The following is a 23,659-nucleotide window of genomic DNA, read 5'->3' as shown; positions in this document are numbered from 1 at the left end:
TCGGCCCCTTATTGCTCGTCCACGTCGTACTCGCGATCGAGCCGGTTCATGTACCAGGTGTAGAAAACGATGAGCGCGATGAAGGTCAGGATCGAACCCTGCTGCGCGAACCAGAAGCCGAGGTCCGTGCCGCCGATGCGGATGCCCGCGAGCAGCGGGCGCAGGATGATGCCGAACCCGTACGAGACCAGCGCCCAGATCCCCATGCAGATGAAGATGATCCGCAGGTTGGCCTTCCAGTAGTTTTGTGGTGATTTCTCGGACATGTCTGTCTTTGCCCCCTCAGGCGGATCGGTCAGAAGGTGTACTTGACGGTGGTCTGGATGCGCTTGAGGTCGCCCTTGCGGTCATCCTCGAGCTCGCGCTGACCCCAGCCGATCTCCGCGCCGATATCCAGCTTCGGGAACGGGGAGTAGATGAGGTTGGCGTGGAACGATTGCGCGCGCTCGGTCGCGCCGAAGCTCGCCGGTCCCCAGCCGGCCAGGCTGCGGTCGTTGTCGAACTCGGCCACCGAATACATCAGGTTGCTGCGCAACTTGCCGTTGAAGGCATGCCGCCATGCGACGAAGCCGCCGGCTCCGTCCTGCGCATGCAGGCGGCCGTTGGCGTCGAGCACCGAATCCGCGCCGAGGCCGAAGCCCAGGTAGCGGCCGATGCCGCTGCCGTAGTTCGCCATCCAGCGGATGTCGTCGCTCGCGCCGATGTTGAAGCGGCCCGACAGGCTGAGCGCGGCGCCCGTTTCACTCTCGTCGCCGGAATTCAGCTGGCGCAGCAGGCCGGCAGCGCTGAAGTGGCCCCAATCGCCCTTCATCACGTAGCGCGCGGTCACGTCGGGCAGCGAATCGCTGCCTGCCGAGTTGTTGCGCGCGGCGGTCGCGATGTTGCCGACCGTGGTGTGCGGGTTTTCCAGGGCCACCGAGAAGGGGCCGTTGGTGTAGCGGATCTGCGCCTGGCGCACGAAGGTGGTGCCTTCGGTGACGCCGACGAAGTCCACGGCTTCCGGCAGCGCCGCCACGTCCTGGAAGTTCGACCAGGTCTGGCCGGCCAGCCAGTTGTTCCAGGTCACGAAAGCCTGGCGCAGGGTGATGCCGTGGGTGTTGGTGTTGACCTCGTTTCCGAGGTTCGCGCTGCCGCCGCCGTACATGTCGGCCTCGATGTAGGCGCGGAACTTGTCGCCGCCCTCGGTGGTGTGGTCGGCGGCGAACCAGAAGCGCGAGAACGCGGCGTGCATGTCGGTATAGGGATCGCTGTCGGGCTCCGCGCCATTGGCGGTGACCGGGATCGTGCCGGGCACGTAGAAGAGGCGGCCCGCCGAACCCTCGGCGATGGCGCCGTCGCTGGTGTCGGTGACCATGGCGTCGAACTTGATGAAGCCGCCGAAGGTGAACACCGCCTCCGGATTGGCCAGGATCGGCTTGGACTGCAGCGGCTTGGCGGCCGGCTGCGCCACCTGGACCTCGTCCAGCCGGGTCTGCGCCCGGGTGATGCTTTCCTGCTGCTGTTGCTGCCCCTGCAGCAGGGTCTGGATCTGCGCTTCAAGCTGCGCGACGCGTGCCTCCAGTTCCTGTTCCTTCGCGCTCTGCGCGAATGCCATGCCGGGGGCCGCAAGCGCGACCAGGACCGCGGTTGCCAGCAACCGCCGTGAATTGCGTCGTTTCGTCGTCATCGCTCCCTCCCACAGGATGCCCACGCAGCGCGCGGTGTCCCGAGCCTGACTGCGTGGGCGGTGCCCGCCTATTCGCCATTGGTCGAATACGCCGGACCGGGCGTGCCTGCGGTGCTAGCGGCGCGGGGTCCCCGCCGCAGGCTGGCGGGCATCCCTCAGCGCCAGCCAGCACAGGCCGACGGTGACCGCGTCGCCCAGCGCGCTGTGGCGGGCAAGCAAGGGGATGCCGAGGGCGCCGGCGATGTGCTGGAAGTCGAGGTTGGGCGGTGCATTGGGCTGGGCGCGGCGCTGTCGCGCAGCGAATGCATCCGCGAGGTCCACGCGCGGGTTGGGCAGGCCGAAGCCGGTGAGCGCGCGCACGTGCGGCGACAGCATCGCCAGGTCGAAGGACAGGTGGTAGCCGAGCAGGGTGCGTCCCTCGAGCCAGTGCAGGAATTCGCGCACCGCGGCCGTCACCGCCACGCCTTCCGCGGCCTCGTCGGGGGTGATGCGGTGGTGGCGGATGGACTCGATGCCGAAGGCGCGGTCGGCGCGGATGCGGCGTTCGAAGCGCTCGGACGTCAGCACGCGGCCGTCGCGCACGGGCACCGCGGCAAGGCTGAGGATATGGTCCTCTTTCGGATCCAGGCCGGTGGTTTCCAGGTCCAGGCTGACCCATTCGCCCGGCGGCGCGGGCCGCAGCAGGCCGGCCCACTCGCCGTCGCCGGTCTTCCGCTTCAACCACCAGCGCCGGAAGGACCGCATCCTAGTCCCGCAGGTGGAAGCTTTGGCGGATGTGGCTGCGAAAGTCCTTGACCACGTGCAGCGCGTCGCGCATCAGCTCGCGGTCGAGGCGGCGCAGGCGCGAGGTGTCGATGTGGTTGTCGGGGGCGCTGCCGTCGGCCAGCGCGGCGAACTGGGCGTCCAGGCGCATGTGCTGGAACACGTTGAGCGCCTGCGGCAGGTCGCGGCCAAGGCCGGGCGACAGCTCGCCGCACTCGACCAGTGCGGCGCAGCGGTCGCGGCTGCCGGTGGCGGTGATCCCGTGGCGCAGTGCCAGGCAACGCAGGCCGTGGACCACCGGGAAGATGCCGCCCTTCTTGATGTCGGTGCCGACGGCGCCGCCGCGGACCCGGCCGAAGAAGGTCAGCGGGGTGTCGAACTCGAGCGTGGCCGCTGCCAGGTGGTGGAGCAGGATGCCGTCGTCGCCCAGCGCCATCAGCGCGTCCTTGACCGGCGCGAACAGCGCCGCGTTGCCGGCCACCGGCCGCGCGTCGAGCGCGATCGACAGGTCCAGCGCACCGTGACCGCCATGCACGCGCTTCCACTGGCCGATGCGGTGGCGCCACTGCGACGCGCTCATGCGCCAGTGCGGATTGTCGACCATCACTTTGCCGGGGCACGGCGGATAGCCGACCTTCGCCAGCGCGGCGCTGAAGCGGCCCATCGCATCTTCAAGCCCCGGCCATTCAAGGTCGTCGGCGAGCACCAGCGCGTTGTCCTGGTCGGTCTTGAGCAGCTGTTCGCGGCGGCCTTCGCTGCCCATGACCAGCAGGCAGACGCGGTCGCGCAGCTCCGCCGGCACGACCAGCTCGAAGATGCGGCCCATGATGCGGGTGTTGAGCGCGCTGACCAGCTCCATCATGTAGGGGATGCGCGTGCCGTTGACGTTGAGGCTGCGCACCAGCCGTGGCATTCCGGCGGCGGCCTCGGCGATGGCGTCGATGTCGCGGGCGCGGGCCAGGCGCAGGCTGATCAGGTGCGAATGGCTGGCGAAGTGCGCCAGCACCTCGGCCATGCCCAGGGTGCCCGCGACCTTGCTGCCTTCGGTCACCACCACGCGCTCGATCTGGCGCTCGGTCATGTCGATCAGCGCCTGGAACAGCACTTCGCCGGTGCCGATGGTGGCCAGCGGGCGGCTGGCCAGGGGGCCGATCGGCGCGTCCAGCGGCAGGCGCAGCCGGGTCAGCGCATCCAGCAGGTCGGTGCGGGTGACGATGCCCGGCGCGTCGTGGGCCCGGTCGTAGACCAGCAGGCAGTCCACGCGCCGCTCGCGCAGGCGCGTGCTGGCGTCGGCGATGCTGGTCGTCGCGTCGACGCGCTCCGGGGGCGCGAGGTCGGCCTCGCCGACCCGGATCACCATCAGTTCCGCGGCCTCGCCCCGCTCGCTGCCGCTGGACAGCCGGCCCTTGGTGGCCAGCCCCTCGTTGAAGTACGCCGCCACGCGCGGGTTGTCGGCCAGCAGCTGGCGGAAGGTGGCGGCCGGGATCAGGTGGCTCAGGCAGTCGCCATCGCTGCGGTAGCTGAGGCGCGCGCGCCCGGCCATGACCGCCCAGGCACCGATGACGTCGCCCGGCCCGTAGTCGGCGAAGCGCTCCTCGCGGCCGCGGTCGTCCACCTGGAAGGCGTGCACGAGGCCCTTGAGGATGACGAAGACGTGCGGCGAGTCCCTGCCGGCCTCGATCAGGGTGCTGCCGCCGGGATGGAAGCCGATGTCGACGCCGGCCTGCAGGCGCCGGCGGCCGGCGTCGTCGAGCAGGTCGAAGGGCGGCAGGCTGAGGTCCAGGCCGGGCACGGGATCCATGGCCGCATTGTGCGTCGCGCGCGCGGGGCCGTGAATAGACCAAGGTCTAAAAACCCGGTCGCACGGCAATGCGGCACACTGACCTGTACACGTTCCAGAGGGTGAGCCGTCATGTCCGAAGATATCTATCCCGTCCCCGAGGACTTCGCCGCGCAGGCCAACGTCACCGCAGCCGACTACGAGCGCGACTACGCCGAGTCCATCCGCGATCCCGACGCGTTCTGGGGCCGCATCGCCCAGCGCCTGGAGTGGATGAAGCCGCCGACCCGCATCCGCGACGTCAGCTTCGACCGCGAGGATTTCCGGATCCGCTGGTTCGCCGACGGCGAGCTCAACCTCAGCGTGAACTGCCTCGACCGCCATCTCGCCACCCGCGGCGACAAGACCGCGCTGATTTTCGAGCCCGACAACCCGGGCGACGAGGCGAAGCGCGTCAGCTACCGCGAGCTGCACGCCCGCGTCTGCCGCCTGGCCAACGCCCTGCGCAGCCTCGGCATCGCCAAGGGCGACCGCGTCACCATCTACCTGCCGATGATCGTCGAGGCGGCCGTCGCCATGCTTGCCTGCGCGCGCATCGGCGCGGTGCACAACGTGGTCTTCGGCGGCTTCTCCGCCAACTCGATCGCCGATCGCGTTGGCGACAGCGGCGCCAAACTCATCATCACCGCCGACGAAGGCCTGCGCGGCAGCAAGAAGGTGCCGCTGAAGGCGAACGTCGACGCCGCGCTCAAGCTGCCGGGCACCACCACCGTCGAGACCGTGCTCGTGGTCCGCCACACCGGCGGCGCGGTCGACATGCAGATGCCGCGCGACCGCTGGTACGACGCCGTGGTCGACGGCCAGCCGGACACCTGCGAACCCGAGCGCATGAACGCCGAGGATCCTTTGTTCATCCTGTACACCTCGGGTTCCACCGGCAAGCCCAAGGGCGTGCTGCACACCACCGGCGGCTACCTGCTGTTCGCGTCCTACACCCACGAGTGCGTGTTCGACCTCAAGGAAAACGACGTCTACTGGTGCACCGCCGACGTCGGCTGGGTCACCGGCCACAGCTATATCGTCTATGGGCCGCTGGCCAACGGCGCCACTTCGCTGATCTTCGAGGGCGTGCCGAGCTATCCGGACGCCTCGCGCTTCTGGCAGGTGATCGACAAGCACCAGGTCACCATCTTCTACACCGCGCCCACCGCCATCCGCGCGCTGATGCGCGAGGGCGACGAGCCGGTGAAGCGCACCTCGCGCAAGTCGCTGCGCCTGCTGGGCAGCGTCGGCGAGCCGATCAACCCGGAGGCCTGGCGCTGGTACTACGAGGTGGTGGGCGACAGCCGCTGCCCGATCGTCGACACCTGGTGGCAGACCGAGAACGGCGGCATCCTGATCTCGCCGCTGCCCGGTGCCTGGCCGACCAAGCCGGGCTCGGCCACCAAGCCGTTCTTCGGCGTGCAGCCGGCGATCGTGGATGCCGCCGGCAACATCCTGGAGGGCGAATGCGAGGGCAATCTCGTGATCATGGACTCGTGGCCGGGCCAGATGCGCACCGTCTACGGCGACGACCAGCGCTTCTTCGACACCTACTTCGCCGCCTACCCGGGCATGTATTTCACCGGCGACGGCGTGCGCCGCGATGCCGACGGCTACTACTGGATCACCGGCCGCGTCGATGACGTCATCAACGTGTCCGGCCATCGCATCGGCACCGCCGAGGTGGAAAGCGCGCTGGTGCTGCACCCGAAGGTGGCCGAGGCCGCCGTGGTCGGCTTCCCGCACGACATCAAGGGCCAGGGCATCTACGCCTACGTGACCCTGATCGCGGGCGAGGTCGAAAGCGACGAGCTGCTCAAGGAGCTGGTGGCGCACGTGCGCAAGGAGATCGGCCCGATCGCCTCCCCCGACTTCCTGCAGTGGGCGCCGGCGCTGCCCAAGACCCGCTCGGGAAAGATCATGCGCCGCATCCTGCGCAAGATCGCCGAGAACGCGCCCGACCAGCTCGGCGACACCAGCACGCTCGCCGACCCGTCGGTGGTCGACGCGCTGCTGGGCAACCGGCGGGGCGCCTGACACGCACGTGGCCACCCTGCTGATCGCCGACGACCACCCGCTGTTCCGCGAAGCGCTGCGGGGGGTCGTTGCGCGCGTGATGCCCGGGGCCACCCTGCGCGAAGCCGACAACGTCGACAAGCTCTACGCCCTGGTGGAGTCCGAGCCCGACGCCGACCTGCTGCTGCTCGACCTCAACATGCCGGGTGCGCACGGCTTCAGCGCCCTGGTCCACCTGCGCGCGCAGCATCCGGAGCTGCCGGTGGTCGTGGTGTCCGCGCGTGAAGAGCCGGCCGTGATGCGCCGCGCGCTGGACCACGGCGCCATGGGCTTCATCCCCAAGTCGGTGGATTCGGCCACGCTGGGCCAGGCGCTGGCGCAGGTGCTCGAAGGCGACCGTTGGGCGCCGCCGGCCGCGCTTGTCGCCCCGGCCGCGGGCGCCGAAGAGCACGACGCCGCGCAGCGCGTGGCCGACCTCACCCCGCAGCAGTTCCGCGTGCTGCAGATGCTGGGCATAGGCCTGCTCAACAAGCAGATCGCCTATGACCTGGGCGTGTCCGAGGCCACCATCAAGGCCCACATGACCGCCATCCTGCGCAAGCTCGGCGCCAGCAACCGCACCCAGGCGGTGCTGATCGCCGGCAGGCTGGCGCTGGAGCCCGGCGTGATCGCGCCGCAGCCCGACGAAGGCGACTGAGGGACCGTCGGCTCGGTCGTCCGTGCCCGACCCGCCCCTGTAGGAGCAGCTATAGCTGCGACCCCGTCACTGCGTCCTCCGCATGCAGCGATAGCTGCACCTGCAGGTGTCGCTGCCGCTGGCTACGGCGTATGCCCGGCCATGTGCGGGCTCCGCTGCGCCGCCAGGAAGGCCCGCAGCGACGCCGGCTTGATCGGCTTGGTCAGCACCCGGTAGCCGCGCGCGCGCGCATCGCGCTTGACCTGGTCGCTGCCGTCGGCGGTCACCAGCGCGCCCGGCACGCGCGGTCCGTGCTCCCGCAGGGCGTCCAGCATGTCCAGCCCGTCCATGCGGTCATGCAGGTGGTAGTCGACCAGCAGCACGTCGGGCGCCAGCGCCATCTTCTGCAGCGCCTCGTCCACCGTGGTCGCGCGCAGGACTTCGATTTTCCAGCGCCCCAGCAGCAGCACCATGCCGGCGAGGATGTCGACGTCGTTGTCCACGCACAGCACGCGCATGCCCTCGAGCGAATCCGGCAGGCTGGTGGCCGGCACCGGGACGGGCGGCAGCACGGCGTGCGCGGAGCGCGGCACGCGTATGGAGAACATGCTGCCGCGGCCCGGGCGCGAGCGCACGTCGAGCGGATGCGACAGCACGTTGGAGATGCGCTGGCAGATCGACAGGCCCAGGCCCAGGCCCTGGGCGTCCCAGCTGCCCGGCTGGTCGATGCGGAAGAACTCCTCGAAGATCTGTCGCAGGTGGTACTCCGGGATGCCCGGGCCGGTGTCCCAGACCTGCAGTTCCACCGCGCCGCCGCGCGGCCGGGCGGCGAGCACGATGCGCCCCTCGCGGGTGTAGCGCAGGGCGTTGGCCAGGAAGTTCTGCAGCACCCGGCGCAGCAGGCGGCGGTCGCTGCGCACGGGCAGGTGGCGGGCGTGCACGCGCAGGTCGATGCCGCGGGCCCCCGCCAGGGGCGCGTACTGCGCGGCAAGATCGGCCAGGAGTTCGGCGGCGTCGAAGTCGGACAGCTGCGGTTCCAGCGCGCCGGTGTCCAGTCGCGAGACGTCCAGCAGGCCTTCAAGCAGCTCTTCGGCGGCGCGCAGCGAGGTGTCCACGCGCTCGGCCAGGTGGTGCTGTTCGGCCGCGGTGTCGCTCTCACGCAGCGCCGATGCGAACAGGCGCGCGGCGTTGAGCGGCTGCAGCACGTCGTGGCTGACCGCCGCCAGGAAGCGCGTGCGCGAGGCCTGCGCGGCCTCGGCCTCGCGGGTCCGGGTGGCCACGCGCTGCTCCAGCGTCTCGTTCACCTCGCGCAGCTCGCGCTCGACGCGCTTGTACTCGGTGACGTCGCTGTAGCTGGTGACGTAGCCGCCGCCGGGCAGCGGCTGGCCGCGCATCTCCACCACCTGTCCGGTGCTGCGCACGCGTTCGAACACGTAGGGCGAGCCCGCGCGCATGTAGTCCATGCGCTTCTCGACTTCGGCCTCGACGTCGGGGTTGCCGCCGCCGAGTTCGCCGCGCATGGCGTTGTAACGGATCAGGTCGGCCACCTGGCGACCGACGTAGAGCATGCCCTCGGGATAGTCGTACAGCTCCGCATAGCGCAGGTTCCAGGACACCAGGCGCATCCCGCGGTCGACCACGCTCACGCCCTGGTCGAGGTTGTCGAGCGTGGCCGACAGGATGGCGCGGTCGAAGCGCAGGTCCTGGCCGGCCTCGTCGAGCACCGCGACCACCTCGGCCACGTCCATGCCGGAGCCCTTCAGCGCGCTGGTCATCACCAGGCGCGCGGAAGACGCGCCGATCGCAGCCGCCAGCAGGCGCTCGGTGAACTGCGCCCAGCTGCGGTCGGTGGGCGTATCCGGCTCCAGCTCGCGGCCACTGGCGGCGGCGTGGTCGGCAAAGGCGCGACGCGCGGTGGCGACGCCGACGATGCGGCCGGCCAGGACCATCAGGTCGCCGACCTGCATCGAGCTGTACGGCACGCCGGTGCCCAGCGGAAGCTGCGCGGCAGCGTACGGATCAAGGAAAGGTGCGATCCGCAGCCGCTCCTCGAAGCTCGGGCGCCAGCGCGCGGACACCAGGAACAGCGCGCCGACATTGGCCAGCAGCGACCAGAAGGTGCCGTGGGTGAGCGTGTCCCAGCCTTCGAGTCCGAACAGCTGGCGCGGCCGCAGCCAGCCGAAGCCGAAGGGGCCGTCGTGCAGCCAAGCGCTATTGAACCAGCCCGCATCGGTCAGCGTGGGCAGCAGCAACGTGTACAGCCACATCCCGAAGCCGAGCAGCAGGCCGGCCTCCACGCCCTGGCGGCTGGCGCCGCGCCAGTACAGTCCGCCGATCAGCGCCGGCGCGAACTGCGCCACCGCCGCGAACGACATCAGCCCGTAGGACGCCAGCGTGGTGTCGCTGCCGCTGACCCGGTAGTAGCCCCAGGCCAGCGCGGCCAGGCAGATGATGGTCGCGCGCCGGATCCACAGCACGGTCGAGGCCACGTTGCCGTCGTGGCGCTGCGCCCAGCCGCGCGCCAGCAGCGGCGGCATGATGAGGTCGTTGGAGACCATGGTCGCCAGCGCCACGCTGGACACGATCACCATGCCGGTGGCCGCGGAGAAGCCGCCGACGTAGGCGAACAGCGCCAGCAGGTCGCGGCCCGCGCCCAGCGGCAGCCCGAGCACGAAGGTGTCCGCCGACGCGACCGACCCGCTGCCGTACATGGCCAGGCCCGCCGCGGTGATCGGCAGCACTGCCAGCGACACCAGCGCCAGGTAGGCGCCGAACATCCAGCGCGCGCGGCGGATGTCGGCCACGTCCATGCACTCCACCACCGCGACGTGGAACTGCCGCGGCAGGCAGATGATCGCGGTGAAGGCGAGCAGGGTCTGGCCGATGAATCCCACCGGCGGCGCCTCGGCCAGCAGCGCGCGGGTGGCCTCCGCCAGCTGGAGCTCGCGGCCGGAGAACCAGAACACGGCGAATGCGCCCACGAACAGCAGCGCCACCAGCTTGACCATCGACTCCAGCGCGATGGCCAGCATCATGCCCGGGCGATGCTCGGTGGCATCCACCCGGCGGGTGCCGTAGAGGATCGCGAACAGCGCCATCAGCACGGCCACGTACAGCGCGGGATCGCCGATGCTGTCCAGCAGTTCGTCGCCGCCACCGAGCACCTGCAGGCTCAGGGTGACCGCCTTGTACTGCAGCGCGAGGTAGGGCACCGCGGCGATCAGCGCGATCAGGGTGACCAGGGCCGCCAGCCGCTGCGCGCGACCGTAGCGGGCGGCGATGAAGTCGGCGATCGAGACCGTGCTCTGGCTTTGCGCCACCAGCGCCAGGCGCTCGAGGATGCGCCAGCCGAACAGCAGCATCAGCAGCGGGCCGAGGTAGATCGCGAAATAACCGATGCCGTTGCGCGCCGCGGTGCCGACCGCGCCGTAGAAGGTCCACGACGAGCAGTACACCGCCAGTGACAGGCTGTAGACCAGCGGCCGCATCCACGTGCCGCCGGCGCGCATGTGCACCGGATTGCGGTCGCCCCACCAGGCGACCGCGAACAGCAGCGCCGCGTAGCCCAGCGACACCAGCAGCAGGATCCAGCCTGGCAGCATCCGCGTTCCCCTTCGACACTGTAGGAGCAGCTACGGCTGCGACCGGCCCCGTCACCCGCAGCACAGCTGCGCCACAGGATAGCGCCGGTCGACCTGCAGCGGCTTCCAGTGGCGGCGATTCCGGGCATATATCCCGGATGGATCGGTCGCAGCTGTAGCTGCTCCTGCGGGGAGCGCCACGCGTGCCATCGCGGCTGTAGCCGCTCCCACAGCGGGAAATGGTTGCTCCCACAACGAAAAAGCCCGCCTTGCGGCGGGCTTTTTCGCAGATCGCGTGAGGCCGCGGCCTTACTTGATCTTGCCTTCCTTGTAGATCACGTGCTTGCGGACGACGGGATCGTACTTCTTGATCTCCATCTTCGCGGGCGTGTTCTTCTTGTTCTTGTCGGTGGTGTAGAAGTGGCCGGTGTTGGCCGAGGAGATCAGGCGGATTTTGTCGCGCTTGCTGGGCATGGTGTCCTCCTCAGACCTTTTCGCCGCGGGCACGCAGCTCGGTCAGGACCGAGTCGATGCCATTCTTGTCGATGGTGCGCATGGCAGCCGCGGAAACGCGCAGCTTCACCCAGCGGTTCTCGCTGGCAACCCAGAACCGGCGCTCGTGCAGGTTGGGAAGGAAACGGCGACGGGTCTTGTTGTTGGCGTGCGAGACATTGTTGCCGGTCTGCACGCGCTTGCCGGTCACCTGGCAAACTCGGGACATAACGCACCTCGATGGTGATTGGGTGTTCCCCATGGCCTGGGGGACGGCGGCCCCGGCGTCCCGTGCGGGATGCGCCATGCGATACGGGTCATTGATTGCTGCCGGGCAGGCGCCGGATCGCATTCCGGGCCGCCTGGACCACCCGATCTGGGCGGCCGGACGCAGCGAGCCAAGCATTATGCGGGCTCGCACCTTCCCAAGGCAAGCCCGGGGGCCTGGCGCCCGCTCAGCGCTGTCCGCGCAGCCTCTCCAGCACCCCGTCCAGGGTGTCCAGGTCGCTGTAGTGGATCACCAGCTTGCCCTTGTTGCCGCGCCCGTGGGCGATGCTGACCCTGGCCGCCAGGACCCCGGACAGCTCGTTCTCCAGCGCCACGATGTCGGCCTGCGGACGCGCGGTGCTGCCGCTGCCCTTTTTCTTCGCGGTCGTCGGCACCCGGCCGGCGGCGAACTGCTGGGCGCGATGTTCGACCTCGCGCACCGACCAGCCGTGCTCGGCGGCGTCGGCGGCCAGCTTGCTGGCCAGGTCGGGCGACAGCGTGAGCAGGGCGCGGGCGTGGCCCATTTCCAGTCGCCGGGCCTCGACCAGTGCGCGGATCGCCGGCGGCAGCTCGAGCAGGCGCAGCAGGTTGGACACCGCTGCGCGCGAGCGGCCCACGGCTTCGGCCGCGGCGGCATGGGTCAGGTCGAACTCGTCGATCAGGCGCTGCAGGGCCTGGGCTTCTTCCAGCGGATTGAGATCCTCGCGCTGGATGTTCTCGATCAGCGCCATCGCCACAACGGTGCGGTCGTCGACTTCGCGCACCACCACCGGAATCTCGGCCAGGCCGGCTTCGCGCGAGGCGCGCCAGCGGCGCTCGCCGGCGATGATTTCGTAGGTGCGGTCGGGCAGGCGACGGACCACGATCGGCTGGATCACGCCCTGGGCGCGGATCGATTCGGCAAGCTCGGTCAGTTTCGCCGGGTCCATGTGCCGCCGCGGCTGGTATTTGCCTGGCGCCAGCGCGTCCACGGGCAGGGTGCGCAGGGCGTCGCCGGGGCGCGCCTCGAGCGCCGGCGCCTCTTCGGCGGCCTTGGGGCCGAGCAGGGCCTCGAGCCCCCTGCCGAGGCCGCGCTTCTTCGCAGTGCCGGCCTTGGCCGGCGGCTTCCTGGCTGCGGTCATGCCGCCTTCTCCTTCTGTTCGCGCTCGCGCTGGCGGCGGATCACTTCCCCGGCCAGGCCCAGGTAGGCGATGGCGCCGCGCGAGGCGCGGTCGTAGCCGACGATGCTCTGGCCATGGCTGGGCGCTTCGGCCAGGCGCACGTTGCGCGGCACGATGGTGCGGAAGACCCTGTCGCCGAAGTGGCTGACGAGCTCGGCCGAAACCGCATTGGTGAGGTTGTTGCGAACGTCGAACATGGTCCGCAGCACGCCTTCGATCTCGAGCGCCGGATTGAGCTTCTGCTTCAACGCCTCGATGGTCTGCAGCAGCGAGCTGAGGCCTTCCAGCGCGTAGTACTCGCACTGCATCGGCACCAGCACGCTGTCGGCGGCGGTGAGCGCGTTGAGCGTGAGCAGCGACAGCGCCGGCGGGCAGTCGATGATGATGTAGTCGTACTTCGGGCGCAGCGGGTCGAGCGCGCGCTTGAGGCGCTGCTCGCGGCCCTCGGCGTCCATCAGCTCGATCTCGGCCGCGGTCAGGTCGGTGTTGCCGGGCAGCAGGTCGAAGCCTTCGGGGGTGCGCACCAGGGCATCGGCGGCGCTTACTTCTTCCAGCAGCACGTCGCAGGTGGACGCGGCCAGCTCGCGCTTGTCCACGCCGCTGCCCATGGTCGCGTTGCCCTGCGAGTCGAGGTCGACCAGCAGCACGCGCTTGGGCGTCTGCGCGAGCGCGGAGGCAAGGTTCACCGCCGTGGTCGTCTTTCCGACGCCGCCTTTCTGGTTGGCGATGGCGATGATGCGGGCCATGGGCTCGGTCTGCCTCGATGCAGGGCTGCGGCGGGAACCCGGCACGGAATCGTGATCGGGTCGGTGATTATGCCCCGGCGGGCGCCGCGCGGCCCACCACGACCAGGTGGCGTTCGGCGGCAAGCCCTGGCACGGCCAGCGGATGCACGGCTTCGACCTGCCAACCCGCGGGCAGCGCGGCGAGTTCGGCCTCCGGGCGTGCGCCCTTCATCGCCAGCAGCCGGCCGCCCGGTGCGAGCAGGTGGCCGCCGACGGCAAGGATGTCGGCCAGGCTGGCCATCGCGCGCGCGGTGATCGCGTCGAAGGCGCCGGGCATGTCCACGGCTTCGGCCCGCGACTCGGCCACCTGCGCGTTGGCGAGTCCCAATGTGCGTACGGCCTCGCGCAGGAAACGCGCCTTCTTGCCGTTGGATTCGACCAGGGTGACCTGCAGCGCCGGCAGTGCGATCGCCAGCGGGATGCCGGGCAGGCCGGCGCCGGCGCCGAGGTCGGCCAGGCTGGCGATGTCGCGCACATGCGCGTGCATCGACAGCGAGTCGAGCAGGTGCAGGGTCACCATTTCGCGCGGGTCGCGGATGGCGGTCAGGTTGTAGGTGCGGTTCCAGCGCGCCAAGAGGTCGAGGTAGCGGCGCAGCGGCGCGGCCAGCGCCGGGTCCAGGCCGAGTTCGGCAAGGCCGGTGTCCAGCGCCGGATGGGGATCGGTGTGCATGGCGGCCATTGTAGGCGGCTGCGCCTCAGGTCCAGCGCGCGCGCCAGGCCACGGTGGCCAGGTAGTCGGGCGCCGGTCGGAACGTCTCCAGGGTCCAGTCCGCGGGAATGCCGAGCGCCGGATCGCAGTCGGCGAGCTGCCAGGCCTCGTCCACGCATGCGAACACCAGCCGGTGCAGTCCGAAGGACAGCCCCTGGCCGTGCGCCTTGAGCACCGCTTCCTTGGCGCACCAAAGGCGGACGAAGGCGGCCTCGCGGGTCGCGTCGGGCATCGCCGCCAGCGTCGTGGCTTCGGTGGGCGCGAAGAAGCGGTCGGCCAGTACCTGGGCCTTGGGCCGCGGCCGCTTCACTTCGATGTCGATGCCCACGCGCAGGCCACGCGCCAGCGCCATCAGCAGTCCTTCGCCGCTGTGGCTCCAGCTGGCGTCCCAGTCATGGTGCGGCGGGCCCAGCTGCGGCCGGCCATGCCCGCTGCGGCTGATCGCCAGGCTGCCGGCGGGCGAGGCAAGCTCGCTGGACAGCCATTCCCGCACCAGCGGTTCCGCCTGCTGGCCGTGGCGATAGGGTCGCCATGCGCAGCGGACGGGGCCGAGCTGGAGTTGGCCTGCGGACAGCGGCATCGGCGCGGGATTCCTTTGGATGGGACGGATTGCCAGCGTAAAGTACCGCCTCTGCCGGAGGGAGCCGGCAGTCCGTACACAGGGGGACGCGGGCGCGTCCGGGAGAATGCAGCGCATGTCGGCAGTCATCACCATCCACGAGCGGCCGGACGCCGCAACCGGCCCAAGGTCGCCGCTGGCCGCCGGTGCGCCGGGCCGCGCGGTCGCCTACGGCCAGGGCGGCAGCGTGGCGCTGGCGGATTTCCTGGCCGAAGTGCGCGGCGTGGCCGCGCTGCTGCCCGAGCGGCCGTTCGCGGTGAACCTGTGCGAGGACCGCTACCGCTTCCTGGTCGCCTTCGCCGCCGCCGCCGTGCGCGGTCAGGTGACCCTGCTGCCGCCTTCGCGCACGCGCGCCGCGATCGACGAGGTCCGCGCCCGGCATCCCGACAGCTACTGCCTGGGCGATGCCGACGCCTGCGGCTGCGCCGACATGGTGCCGCTGCCGCACTACCTGCGCTTGCCGGATGCGCTGCCGCGCCTGGCCGGCGGCATGCCGCAGCTGTCCGACGCCGCCACCGTCGCCATCGGCTACACCTCGGGCAGCACCGGCGCGCCCACGGCCAATCCCAAGACCTGGGGCAGCTTTGCCACCAGCACCGCGCAGAACATGGCCGCGCTCGAAGGCCTGCTGCCCGCCGGCGCCACCGCGCACGTGGTGGCGACCGTGCCGCCGCAGCACATGTACGGCATGGAGATGTCGGTGCTGCTGCCGCTGGTCGGCGGCGTGGCGGTGCACCAGGCGCGTCCGTTCTTCCCGATCGACATCGCCGCCGCGCTGGCCACCGCGCCGCTGCCGCCGCTGCTGGTGACCACGCCGGTGCACCTGCGCGCGCTGGTCGAATCGGGCGTGAAGCTGCCGCCGCTGGCCGGCATCATCGCCTCCACCGCGCCGCTGCCGCCGGCCCTGGCCGCGGCCGCCGAAGCCGCCTTCGGCTGCGAGGTGCGCGAGCTGTTCGGCTCCACCGAAACCTGCATCCTCGCGCGCCGGCGCACCGCCATCGAAGAGGCCTGGACGCTCTTGCCCGACGTCGAGCTGCAGCCGCAGCCCGATGGCACCCTGGTGCATGCGGCGCACCTGGACGCCGCGGTGGCCCTGGCCGACATCGTCGAACTCCAGCCCGGCGGCCGCTTCCGGCTGTGCGGACGGCAGTCGGACCTGCTGGAGATCGCCGGCAAGCGCGCCTCGCTGGGCGACCTCACCCATCGCCTGCTCGCGATCGCCGGCGTCCGCGACGCGGCGCTGGTGCAGCTCGCGCCCGATGCCTGCGGCGTCTGTCGCCTGGCCGCCGCGGTGGTGGCCCCGGGCCTGGACGAGGCCGCGATCAGGGACGCGCTGCGCCAGGTGGTGGACCCGGTGTTCCTGCCGCGGCCGCTGCGCCTGGTGGATGCGCTGCCGCGCAACGACACCGGCAAGCTCCCGCGACAGGCCTTGCTGGACCTGCTTTCGGGGGCTTGACCCGCCGGGAAAACGCCCACGCCCCCATCACGGGTGAATCCCCAGACTGGCGTCGCGCCGTACCGGCGAGGACCAATCCGGAGGATCCATGAATTTCATCGTCTATCTCATCGTCGGCGGCATCGCCGGCTGGCTTGCCAGCATCATCATGCGCACCGACGGCCAGCAGGGACTCCTGCTGAACATCATCGTCGGCATCATCGGCGGCTTCCTGGGCGGGTGGCTGCTGCCCATGCTCGGCCTCGGCCTGGGTGGCGGCTGGCTCGGCTTCCTGATCACCGCGCTCATCGGCGCGATCGTGCTGCTGGCGATCGTCAACCTGTTCCGACGCGGCAGCGTGCGCTGACAGGCTCGTCGCAGCGATGGTTCAAGAAGGCCCGGGATTCCCGGGCCTTCTTCATTCCCGCAGTAGGAGCAGCTATAGCTGCGACCGCAGCACCCGGCTGTGCCACAGCTGCGACCGCAGCACCCGGCTGTGCCACTGATATTCCGGTCGCAGCTATAGCTGCTCCTACTGCGGGATTTGCAGCTCGACCCAGGCGGGGGCGTGGTCGCTGGGGCGTTCCCAGGTCCGCGGCTCGCGGTCGATGCCCGAGGTCACCGCGGCCTCCCGCAGCGCATCCGACACCAGCGTGAAATCGATGCGCAGGCCGAGGTCGCGGCGGAACGCGGCCTGGCGGTAGTCCCACCAGCTGAACACCCCCGCCTCGTCGCTGTGCAGGCGAAAGGCGTCGTGCAGGCCGAGGTCCAGCAGCGCCTGCAGCGCGGCGCGCTCGGCGGTGGAGGTCAGGATGTGGGTTTCGTTCCACACCTCCGGGTCGTGCACGTCGCGCGCGTCGGGCGCGATGTTGAAGTCGCCCAGCACCACCATCTTCGGGTGCCGCTGCAGCTCGTCGGCCAGCCAGGCGTGCACCGCCGCCAGCCAGCGCAGCTTGTAGGCGTACTTGTCGGTGCCCACGTCTTGGCCGTTGACCACGTAGAGGTTGACGATGCGCACGCCGTCGACGGTGGCCGCGATCACCCGCTTCTGCTCGTCCTCGAAGCCGGGAATGCCGTATTGCACGTCGCTGATGGCGCGCTCGCGGGCAAGGATGGCCACGCCGTTGTAGGTCTTCTGGCCGAGGAACACGCTGCGGTAGCCGAGCGCGGCCAGGGCGTCATCGGGGAAGCGTTCGTCGTCGAGCTTGGTCTCCTGCAGGCCGACGATGTCGGGCGCGAAGGCCTGCAGCCACTGTGTGAGGTGGGGAAGGCGGACGTTGAGGGAGTTGACGTTCCACGAGGCGATTTTCATGCGGCAATGATCGTCGGTCCGCGGCGTCCAGGGCAAACACGCCCCGGCTCATGGCCGCGACCATGGCCGGGCTAGAATCCGCCCATGGCCAACAACAGCATCAGACCCTACCGCGGCACGCTGCCGAAGCTCGGCGAGCGCGTCTACGTCGACCCCGCCGCCGTCGTCATCGGTGACGTCGGGGTCGGCGACGACAGTTCGATCTGGCCGGGCACCGTGGTGCGTGGCGACGTCAACTTCGTGCGCATCGGCGCGCGCTGCAACCTGCAGGACGGCACCATCGTCCACGTCAGCCACGCCGGCCCGCATTCGCGCATGGACGGCTATCCCACGATCATCGGCGACGACGTCACCATCGGTCATGGCGCGATCGTGCACGCCTGCACGATCGGCAACGGCGCGCTGATCGGCATGGGTGCGACGGTGATGGACGGAGTGGTGGTCGAAGACCACGGCTACGTCGGCGCCGGTGCGCTGGTGGCGCCGGGCAAGGTGGTGCGCAGCCGCGAGCTGTGGCTCGGCAACCCCGCGAAGATGGTGCGCCTGATCGACGACGCGGCGGTGGAAGGCCTGCTGTACAGCGCCGCGCACTACGTGCGGCTCAAGGACGAATACCTCGCCGCCGGTTGAGCCGGTGGTGTCTTGTGGGGGCGACCATGGCTGTGTCGCATGGCCCCGTACAACCTGTGGGAGCGGCTATAGCCGCGATCGGCCTGCCCGTACACCTGTGGGAGCGGCCATGGCCGCGATCGGGCTGCCCGTACATCTGTGGGAGCGGCCATGGCCGCGATCGGGTTGCCTCGATCGCGGCTATAGCCGCTCCCACAAGGGGGGGGTGCGCAGGTGGCCGGGTCCCACAGGGTGCCCAGCTGGCTCGGGGGTTCGGGCTCAGTCGGCGGTGACCAGATGCGCGTGCTCGGCGCGCAGCTCGCCGTAGATCTCGTCGGTCTCCGGCCGCACGCCGTGCCAGCGTGCGAACGACAGCGCCGCCTGTTCCACCAGCATGCCCAGGCCGTCGACCACGGCGTACGCGCCGCTGGCGCGGCCCCAGGCGAGGAAGGGAATGGCGGCCTCGCCGTAGTTGAGGTCGACCGCGGCCATGCGCCGGCCGATCAGCGAGCGCGGCAGTGTCGGCAGCCCGCCGCTGCGCGCGGCCGAAGTGGCGTTGACCACCAGCTCGAACTCGCCCAGCGTGCCGATGTCGGCCATGTGCCGCGGATGCACGCGGCCGGGCTGCCCGAGCAGGTCGGCCAGCGCGTCGCTGCGGGCCGACGTGCGGTTGATGATGTAGAGGTCGCCGATGCCGGCGTCCAGCAGCGCCGGGGCGACCCCGCGCGCGGCGCCGCCGGCGCCGATCAGGAGCGTGCGCCGCGCGCGCAGGTCAAGCGCGTGGCGGCCGGTGAGGTCGCGCACCAGGCCTTCGCCATCGGTGTTGTCGCCGTGCCAGTCGTCGCCGTTGCGCACCAGGGTGTTGACCGCGCCGGCGCGGCGCGCGCGCTCGGTGGTGTCGGCGCAGAGCGCAAGCGCCTCCTGCTTCAGCGGCAGGGTGACGTTGGCTCCGGCGCCGCCGCGCTCGGCGAATTCCGCCAGGCGGGTGCGGAAGTCGCCGATGTCGGCGTCGATGGCGGCGTAGTCGATGGCGATGCCGGCGTCGCGGCCGAAGGCGGCGTGGATGCGCGGCGACAGCGAATGCGCGACCGGATGCCCGAACACTGCGTAGTGCTTCATGACTGTCTCCCGGAAGCTTGGCGGCGCGCGGCGCGTCGCCGATGGCCCGAGTCTACGCCCGGGGAACGTGGCCGGATGTGGACGCGCAGTCGGGCGAGGGAGAGCAGTCGGATGTGGGCGCAGCCTGGATGCGGACGCGCAGCCTCGAGTGGGGGCCGCCATGGCGGCGATCGCGATCGCGGCTGTCGCCGCTCCCACGGAGGACGGCCGCGGTGCCCTCGGGTTTTCCGTCAGCGTTCGCGCAGCCAGCGCGCGGCGTCGAGCGCGAAGTAGGTCAGCACGCCGTCGGCGCCGGCGCGCTTGAAGCCGAGCAGCGACTCGAGCACGCAGTCGCGCTCCTCCAGCCAGCCGTTTGCGGCCGCCGCCTTCAGCATCGCGTACTCGCCGCTGACCTGGTAGGCGAAGGTCGGCACGCCAAAGGCGTCCTTTACCCGGCGCACGACGTCCAGGTAGGGCATGCCCGGCTTCACCATCACCATGTCGGCACCCTCGTCGAGGTCGGCGGCGACTTCGCGCAGCGCTTCGTCGATGTTGCCGGGATCCATCTGGTAGGTGCGCTTGTCGGCCTTGCCCAGCGCCGACGCGGAACCGACGGCATCGCGGAACGGGCCGTAGAACGCGGAGGCGTACTTCGCGGCGTAGGCCAGGATGCGCGCGTGCACGTGGCCGTCTTCTTCCAGCGCCATGCGTATGGCGCCGATGCGGCCATCCATCATGTCGCTGGGTGCGACCACGTCGGCACCGGCGCGGGCATGCGACAGCGCCTGCTTCACCAGGGCCTCGACGGTGATGTCGTTCTGCACGTAGCCGGCGTCGTCGACGATGCCGTCCTGGCCGTGGCTGGTGTAGGGGTCGAGCGCGACGTCGGTGATCACGCCGAGCTCGGGGAAGCGCGCCTTCAGCGCGCGCACCGCGCGCTGGCAGAGGCCGTCGTCGGCCCAGGCCGCGGCGGCGTCGAGTGACTTGGCTTCGGGCGCGGTCACGGGGAACAGCGCCAGCGCCGGGATGCCGAGTTCGCAGGCCTGCTCGGCGTCGCGCAGCAATTCGTCGATCGACATGCGTTCAATGCCGGGCATCGAAGGCACGACGGTGCGACCGTCGGGCTCGTGCACGAACACGGGATAGATCAGGTCGTCGACGGTCAGCGTGTGCTCGCGCATCAGGCGGCGCGAGAATGCGTCGCGGCGCATGCGCCGGAAGCGGGTGTCTGGGTAGGCCATGCGGCCATTCTACGTCGCGGGTGTGCGCTTGGCAGCCGACCGGAGCGTCGGCGGGCCCCGCCCGATGCCAAGCCGGGCCTGACAGCATTGAAAAAGCCGGCGCCCCGCTGGGGGGCGCCGGCCATGGTTCACATCACAGCCTTGCAGTCAGAGCGAGCACCTGCGCAGCGCGGACTCCGCGCTGGCCGGGATCGCGTCAACAGCACGCAGCGAGGCGATGAACGGCGCGAGGCACGCCGCCACGCCGGTCTTGGCCTTCACCGTCGAGCGGCACAGGGCGTCGGCGGCCTGCAGCTTGGCACCACCGATCAGGCCCGGGACGTCGGCGTCGAGCACCGGCACGCCGGTATCGCAACGACCGCCGCGGGTCTTGGCGGTGCTGTCGTTCAGGCCCCAGCCGAGGTCCGCATACAGCGCAGGCGACAGGTCCACGCGCAGCGAGCCATCCAGGTCCTGGTTGATCGACGGTTCCATCAGCGCGTTCGGCGAATGGCTGACGTCGAAGTGCGAGAACGTGGAACCCTGGGCCAGGACGGCCGGGGCGTACATCAGCGCGCGACCGGAATCGTCGGTGCCGGCGAAGGCGCTCTCGTCCTCCTCCAGGGCCAGGGTCGCACCCGGGATGCCGTCCTTGAGCAGGGTGCCGTCGGCCAGCGAGACGCTGATCGTGGGCACGGTCGCGGCCACGGTGGCGTCTTCGGCCATCTGGATCACGCCGGCGACGTTGTTGGCGACCACGACCGCGATCGCACCGGCATCCTCGGCCATCTTCGCCTTGATTTCGAAGGCGCAGGTGCCACGGTCAACGATGGCGATCTTGCCGGCATAGGCACCGGCGGGCGAGGCCACGCAGCCTTGGCCCGGGTTCGCGCTGCCGTCGTCGACCAGCACCAGCTCGCCGCTGAAGTTGGCCGGCGTGGGCTCTGCGCCGAACGCCGCCGTGCCGAACTCGAACTCGCCGCTGACGGTGCCGCCGCCGCTGAGCGTCATCTTCGGTGCCAGCGCCATCGGCACCTGCGCGATGACGTTCGCGCCGGTCCAGGCCAGGCCGCCGCCAGTCGCCGCCACCTGGCGCTGTGCGTTGGTCATGTCGATCCAGTTCAGGCCCGACACGTTGTCGAACACGAAGCTGGAATAGATGTCCGGGTAGCCGCTCTGCGGCGCGCCCGTGGCCAGGCTGTAGAAGCCCTGGAAGTTGAGGCCATGGCCGATTTCGTGCATCACCACGTCGAGGAAGTTGATCAGGCCCGTGGGGGTGTTGCCGTCCAGGCCGTAGTACCAGCCCGAGGTCTCCATGCAGCCGGGCGAGCCCAGGTCGGCGTTGAAGTTGCTGTTGATCTCGTCCTCGCCCACCGACAGGTCCACGCCGGTGATCGAGTTGGCCAGCGCTTCGCCGTACCAGGTGCCGGGCACGGCACCGTCGAAGTCACGCTGGATGAAGCGCGCGCCGGCCGAGCCGAGCACGCCGCCGGTGGCGGTGCAGGTCAGCGAGGTGAACTGGGCGCGGACGCGGATCGGCTCCTCGCTTTCCAGCACGGCGCCCCAGAGGTCGGCGGCGAACTGGTAGGCGATCTGGCGCTGCTCGCCGACGGTCTTGCCGGGATTGCCGCCCACCGGCACGGCCGGGGTGGGATCGTTGAGGCCGACGCCGGGGGCGTTCATGTTGACCGGGATGATGGTCGCGGCGCTGGCGGCGCCGATGGCGAAGGTCGAGGCGGCTGCGAGTGCGCAGGCAAGGATCGTCTTATTCACGGGCGGACTCCACGGTGGTCGCGGGCGCGGCATGGCCGTGGGCATCGCCGTGGCCGATGACGATCGAGCCGTCCTCGAGCTGGGTGGCGGTGAGGTAGGACATCATGTCTTCGGAGACCTGCATGCTGACGCGGCCGTCGCGGTGGCGCTTGGTGGTGCGCTCGGCTTCGGCGCGGGTCTTCGGGCCCGGCTTCGCGATCGACATGCGGTCGGCAGTGCGCAGCCGCGACGCGGCCGTGGCGGCCTTGCGCAGCTCGGCCTGTTCGGCGGCCGTGGGCGCGCGCAGGCGGCCGGTGGCGGGATCGATGGCGACGGTGACGCCTGCATAGGAACCGGTGGCGGGTGCGTCGGCAGTGGCGGGCTCGGCCGCGTGCGCAGCGAAGCCGGCGGACAGGCCGGCCAGCAACAGCAAGGTGGTGCGTTTCATCGGAGTCAATCCTCGGAGTCGAGGCACCCGGGAAAACCGTGGCGTGAGCCACCGTTCCCCCCGAACGGTGCCTTCGTGGTCAATGCGAAGGTGTGCAGGCCGTGTCGTCCTGGCCCAGCCCGAATATGCGCCGTGTCCGGATATCACTCAATCGTGCGCTGCAACAAGACGGGTGCGGATGGTCGCGCCGCTGCTCAGACCAGGGGGGCGCCATGCACGCCGTCGATCTCCACCGCCAGTTCGTGGCGGCAGATCGCCGCGTGCAGCAGCAGCCGAGGCACGGCGTCGCCGAAACGCTGGTCCAGCGCGTCGGCCACCAGCGGCAGGTCGTGGGCGTCGCGGACGTAGACCTTGAGCCGCGTGCCGGCGCCGAAGCGCGTTGGCAGCGATGGGTCGTGGCGCCGCGCCGCGCCGACCAGCGCGTCGAAGTTGGCGAAGGTCTCCTCGAGCTGGGCGAGCAGCTCGCCGTCGTGCATCGACGCATGGCCGACCACCGCCGCGGTGCCCGAGAGCAGCAACGGCATGGCGCTGCCGGCCGGCGGCAGCATCGCGCGCGCGAAGCTTGGCGCCTGCGGGCCGTACTGGCGCGGATAGCGGTAGGCGCTGACCTGGCGCGGGTTCTCCACCGGCGTGCCCGGCGCCGCCGAGGCCAGCCAGTACACCTGCACCACGCGCTCGCCGTCGCATCGGCCGATGGCGGTGGCCGCCGGCAGCGTGCGCACGTCGAAATCGCCCAGCCCGCGGGCGCGACCGACGCAGAAGGCGCGGTAGCGTTCGTCGTCGCCGCTGCCGAGCGTGATCGCGTCGACGTAGTTCCACACCCGCAGCAGGTGCGGGGTGCGGCTGCCGGTGGTGAAGGCCGCCAGCCGCGCATAGGCGTGCCGTGCGGCTTCCTGGATATCGCCCTCGCGCTCGGGAACCTCGACCACGCCGAACAGCAGCTGGCCGTCGCTGGCCCAGCGCAGGCCATCGTCGCGGCCGCGGATCACCGGCGCGCTGCCGCGCCAGACCTCGAAGCCCGCCGTGCCGTGGGGCTCCAGAGGTACCCGCAGGTAGCGCGGATCATCGTGCGTGGCCGGCGCCGCGCCGCCGAAGCCGAACACCGCCAGCACGTCGTCGCAGCCCAGCAGGGCCGACGGATCCGGTGCATCGACGTACTCTATGGAGAGCCGGGGCAAGCCCGCGACCGCGGGGGCGCCACGGACCGGGGTCCGGGAGCCGGCGTGTGGT

22 protein-coding genes are annotated in these 23,659 nt (G+C 70.6%); 5 read left to right on the top strand and 17 right to left on the bottom strand.

From position 1 onward, the window contains the following. Positions 1–8: 8 nt before the first annotated feature. From WCD84_RS01130 to WCD84_RS01115, 4 genes are all read right to left on the bottom strand, one after another. The gene (locus WCD84_RS01130) at positions 9–266 is read right to left on the bottom strand and encodes a DUF4212 domain-containing protein (protein WP_132985879.1); all 258 of its coding nucleotides are present in this window, start codon (positions 264–266) and stop codon (positions 9–11) included. Between the two features lie 29 nt (positions 267–295). Further along, entirely contained in the window at positions 296–1,666 is a 1,371-nt protein-coding gene (locus tag WCD84_RS01125) for a DcaP family trimeric outer membrane transporter (protein WP_343280136.1), read from the bottom strand. Positions 1,667–1,780: 114 nt separating this feature from the next. Beyond that, positions 1,781–2,410, bottom strand: coding sequence for a 3'-5' exonuclease (locus WCD84_RS01120; protein ID WP_343280135.1), 630 nt, complete (start codon positions 2,408–2,410; stop codon positions 1,781–1,783). A 1-nt stretch (position 2,411) separates the two neighbouring features. Further along, entirely contained in the window at positions 2,412–4,229 is a 1,818-nt protein-coding gene (locus WCD84_RS01115; RefSeq protein ID WP_343280134.1) for a DUF294 nucleotidyltransferase-like domain-containing protein, read from the bottom strand. A 111-nt stretch (positions 4,230–4,340) separates the two neighbouring features. Between WCD84_RS01115 and acs the strand changes: the two genes are divergently transcribed. Together acs and WCD84_RS01105 are read left to right on the top strand one after the other, a co-directional pair. Then, the gene (gene acs, locus WCD84_RS01110; RefSeq protein WP_343280133.1) at positions 4,341–6,287 is read left to right on the top strand and encodes an acetate--CoA ligase; all 1,947 of its coding nucleotides are present in this window, start codon (positions 4,341–4,343) and stop codon (positions 6,285–6,287) included. A gap of 7 nt (positions 6,288–6,294) precedes the next feature. Next, positions 6,295–6,963, top strand: a complete 669-nt coding sequence (locus WCD84_RS01105) for a response regulator transcription factor (RefSeq protein ID WP_343280132.1) — start codon at positions 6,295–6,297, stop codon at positions 6,961–6,963. 122 nt (positions 6,964–7,085) lie between these two features. Here the strand turns inward: WCD84_RS01105 and WCD84_RS01100 are convergent, their stop codons facing one another. The 7 genes from WCD84_RS01100 to WCD84_RS01070 form a co-directional block, all read right to left on the bottom strand. Then, positions 7,086–10,544: a PAS domain-containing hybrid sensor histidine kinase/response regulator gene (locus WCD84_RS01100; RefSeq protein ID WP_343280131.1), complete on the bottom strand. Its 3,459-nt coding sequence runs from the start codon at positions 10,542–10,544 to the stop codon at positions 7,086–7,088. A 288-nt stretch (positions 10,545–10,832) separates the two neighbouring features. After that, entirely contained in the window at positions 10,833–10,997 is a 165-nt protein-coding gene (rpmG, locus tag WCD84_RS01095; RefSeq protein ID WP_199362505.1) for a 50S ribosomal protein L33, read from the bottom strand. A 10-nt stretch (positions 10,998–11,007) separates the two neighbouring features. Next, positions 11,008–11,244 carry a 50S ribosomal protein L28 gene (rpmB, locus tag WCD84_RS01090; RefSeq protein ID WP_343255537.1) on the bottom strand — a complete coding sequence of 79 codons (237 nt, stop codon included), beginning with the start codon at positions 11,242–11,244 and terminating at the stop codon, positions 11,008–11,010. Between the two features lie 226 nt (positions 11,245–11,470). Then, positions 11,471–12,403 carry a ParB/RepB/Spo0J family partition protein gene (locus WCD84_RS01085; RefSeq protein WP_343255536.1) on the bottom strand — a complete coding sequence of 311 codons (933 nt, stop codon included), beginning with the start codon at positions 12,401–12,403 and terminating at the stop codon, positions 11,471–11,473. Then, positions 12,400–13,188, bottom strand: a complete 789-nt coding sequence (locus WCD84_RS01080; protein ID WP_343280130.1) for a ParA family protein — start codon at positions 13,186–13,188, stop codon at positions 12,400–12,402. Before WCD84_RS01080 ends, WCD84_RS01085 begins: the two co-directional genes overlap by 4 nt. A gap of 67 nt (positions 13,189–13,255) precedes the next feature. Then, positions 13,256–13,897, bottom strand: coding sequence for a 16S rRNA (guanine(527)-N(7))-methyltransferase RsmG (gene rsmG, locus WCD84_RS01075; RefSeq protein ID WP_343280129.1), 642 nt, complete (start codon positions 13,895–13,897; stop codon positions 13,256–13,258). A gap of 25 nt (positions 13,898–13,922) precedes the next feature. Further along, positions 13,923–14,516 carry a 4'-phosphopantetheinyl transferase family protein gene (locus WCD84_RS01070; protein WP_343280128.1) on the bottom strand — a complete coding sequence of 198 codons (594 nt, stop codon included), beginning with the start codon at positions 14,514–14,516 and terminating at the stop codon, positions 13,923–13,925. 115 nt (positions 14,517–14,631) lie between these two features. On the opposite strand from WCD84_RS01070, the gene WCD84_RS01065 reads away from it, so the two are divergent. Together WCD84_RS01065 and WCD84_RS01060 are read left to right on the top strand one after the other, a co-directional pair. Continuing rightward, positions 14,632–16,011: an AMP-binding protein gene (locus tag WCD84_RS01065; RefSeq protein WP_343280127.1), complete on the top strand. Its 1,380-nt coding sequence runs from the start codon at positions 14,632–14,634 to the stop codon at positions 16,009–16,011. 88 nt (positions 16,012–16,099) lie between these two features. Continuing rightward, positions 16,100–16,357: a GlsB/YeaQ/YmgE family stress response membrane protein gene (locus WCD84_RS01060; protein WP_343278796.1), complete on the top strand. Its 258-nt coding sequence runs from the start codon at positions 16,100–16,102 to the stop codon at positions 16,355–16,357. A gap of 165 nt (positions 16,358–16,522) precedes the next feature. Here the strand turns inward: WCD84_RS01060 and xth are convergent, their stop codons facing one another. Beyond that, on the bottom strand, positions 16,523–17,302 hold the full coding sequence (gene xth / locus WCD84_RS01055; protein ID WP_343280126.1) for an exodeoxyribonuclease III: 780 nt from the start codon (positions 17,300–17,302) through the stop codon (positions 16,523–16,525). An 84-nt stretch (positions 17,303–17,386) separates the two neighbouring features. Between xth and WCD84_RS01050 the strand changes: the two genes are divergently transcribed. Further along, the gene (locus WCD84_RS01050; RefSeq protein WP_343280125.1) at positions 17,387–17,932 is read left to right on the top strand and encodes a gamma carbonic anhydrase family protein; all 546 of its coding nucleotides are present in this window, start codon (positions 17,387–17,389) and stop codon (positions 17,930–17,932) included. Between the two features lie 258 nt (positions 17,933–18,190). On the opposite strand, the gene aroE is transcribed toward WCD84_RS01050, so the two are convergent. The 5 genes from aroE to WCD84_RS01025 all read right to left on the bottom strand — a co-directional run bounded on the left by aroE (position 18,191) and on the right by WCD84_RS01025 (position 23,607). After that, positions 18,191–19,030, bottom strand: coding sequence for a shikimate dehydrogenase (gene aroE, locus WCD84_RS01045; RefSeq protein WP_343255528.1), 840 nt, complete (start codon positions 19,028–19,030; stop codon positions 18,191–18,193). Between the two features lie 230 nt (positions 19,031–19,260). Continuing rightward, on the bottom strand, positions 19,261–20,250 hold the full coding sequence (gene hemB, locus WCD84_RS01040) for a porphobilinogen synthase (RefSeq protein WP_343255527.1): 990 nt from the start codon (positions 20,248–20,250) through the stop codon (positions 19,261–19,263). Between the two features lie 147 nt (positions 20,251–20,397). Continuing rightward, positions 20,398–22,002 carry a PA domain-containing protein gene (locus WCD84_RS01035; RefSeq protein WP_343280124.1) on the bottom strand — a complete coding sequence of 535 codons (1,605 nt, stop codon included), beginning with the start codon at positions 22,000–22,002 and terminating at the stop codon, positions 20,398–20,400. Next, the gene (locus WCD84_RS01030) at positions 21,995–22,429 is read right to left on the bottom strand and encodes a post-PEP-CTERM-1 domain-containing protein (protein WP_343255525.1); all 435 of its coding nucleotides are present in this window, start codon (positions 22,427–22,429) and stop codon (positions 21,995–21,997) included. The genes WCD84_RS01035 and WCD84_RS01030 overlap by 8 nt, the downstream gene beginning before the upstream one ends. A 194-nt stretch (positions 22,430–22,623) precedes the next feature. Continuing rightward, positions 22,624–23,607, bottom strand: coding sequence for a chorismate transformation enzyme, FkbO/Hyg5 family (locus WCD84_RS01025; protein WP_343280123.1), 984 nt, complete (start codon positions 23,605–23,607; stop codon positions 22,624–22,626). Positions 23,608–23,659 lie beyond the last annotated feature (52 nt).

Origin of the sequence: Luteimonas changyuni, from assembly GCF_039548395.1 — a bacterium.
GTDB lineage: Bacteria > Pseudomonadota > Gammaproteobacteria > Xanthomonadales > Xanthomonadaceae > Luteimonas.
The sequence above is the reverse complement of the archived record's forward strand: the minus strand, read 5'-3'. Positions and strand labels throughout refer to the sequence as shown.

Bases quoted from the DNA above. Each gene is read 5' to 3' on its own strand.
- WCD84_RS01130 (WP_132985879.1), bottom strand. From the start codon at position 266: ATGTCCGAGAAATCACCACAAAACTACTGGAAGGCCAACCTGCGGATC.
- WCD84_RS01125 (WP_343280136.1), bottom strand. From the start codon at position 1,666: ATGACGACGAAACGACGCAATTCACGGCGGTTGCTGGCAACCGCGGTC.
- WCD84_RS01120 (WP_343280135.1), bottom strand. From the start codon at position 2,410: ATGCGGTCCTTCCGGCGCTGGTGGTTGAAGCGGAAGACCGGCGACGGC.
- WCD84_RS01115 (WP_343280134.1), bottom strand. From the start codon at position 4,229: ATGGATCCCGTGCCCGGCCTGGACCTCAGCCTGCCGCCCTTCGACCTG.
- acs (WP_343280133.1), top strand. From the start codon at position 4,341: ATGTCCGAAGATATCTATCCCGTCCCCGAGGACTTCGCCGCGCAGGCC.
- WCD84_RS01100 (WP_343280131.1), bottom strand. From the start codon at position 10,544: ATGCTGCCAGGCTGGATCCTGCTGCTGGTGTCGCTGGGCTACGCGGCG.
- rpmG (WP_199362505.1), bottom strand. From the start codon at position 10,997: ATGCCCAGCAAGCGCGACAAAATCCGCCTGATCTCCTCGGCCAACACC.
- rpmB (WP_343255537.1), bottom strand. From the start codon at position 11,244: ATGTCCCGAGTTTGCCAGGTGACCGGCAAGCGCGTGCAGACCGGCAAC.
- WCD84_RS01085 (WP_343255536.1), bottom strand. From the start codon at position 12,403: ATGACCGCAGCCAGGAAGCCGCCGGCCAAGGCCGGCACTGCGAAGAAG.
- WCD84_RS01080 (WP_343280130.1), bottom strand. From the start codon at position 13,188: ATGGCCCGCATCATCGCCATCGCCAACCAGAAAGGCGGCGTCGGAAAG.
- rsmG (WP_343280129.1), bottom strand. From the start codon at position 13,897: ATGCACACCGATCCCCATCCGGCGCTGGACACCGGCCTTGCCGAACTC.
- WCD84_RS01070 (WP_343280128.1), bottom strand. From the start codon at position 14,516: ATGCCGCTGTCCGCAGGCCAACTCCAGCTCGGCCCCGTCCGCTGCGCA.
- WCD84_RS01065 (WP_343280127.1), top strand. From the start codon at position 14,632: ATGTCGGCAGTCATCACCATCCACGAGCGGCCGGACGCCGCAACCGGC.
- WCD84_RS01060 (WP_343278796.1), top strand. From the start codon at position 16,100: ATGAATTTCATCGTCTATCTCATCGTCGGCGGCATCGCCGGCTGGCTT.
- xth (WP_343280126.1), bottom strand. From the start codon at position 17,302: ATGAAAATCGCCTCGTGGAACGTCAACTCCCTCAACGTCCGCCTTCCC.
- WCD84_RS01050 (WP_343280125.1), top strand. From the start codon at position 17,387: ATGGCCAACAACAGCATCAGACCCTACCGCGGCACGCTGCCGAAGCTC.
- aroE (WP_343255528.1), bottom strand. From the start codon at position 19,030: ATGAAGCACTACGCAGTGTTCGGGCATCCGGTCGCGCATTCGCTGTCG.
- hemB (WP_343255527.1), bottom strand. From the start codon at position 20,250: ATGGCCTACCCAGACACCCGCTTCCGGCGCATGCGCCGCGACGCATTC.
- WCD84_RS01030 (WP_343255525.1), bottom strand. From the start codon at position 22,429: ATGAAACGCACCACCTTGCTGTTGCTGGCCGGCCTGTCCGCCGGCTTC.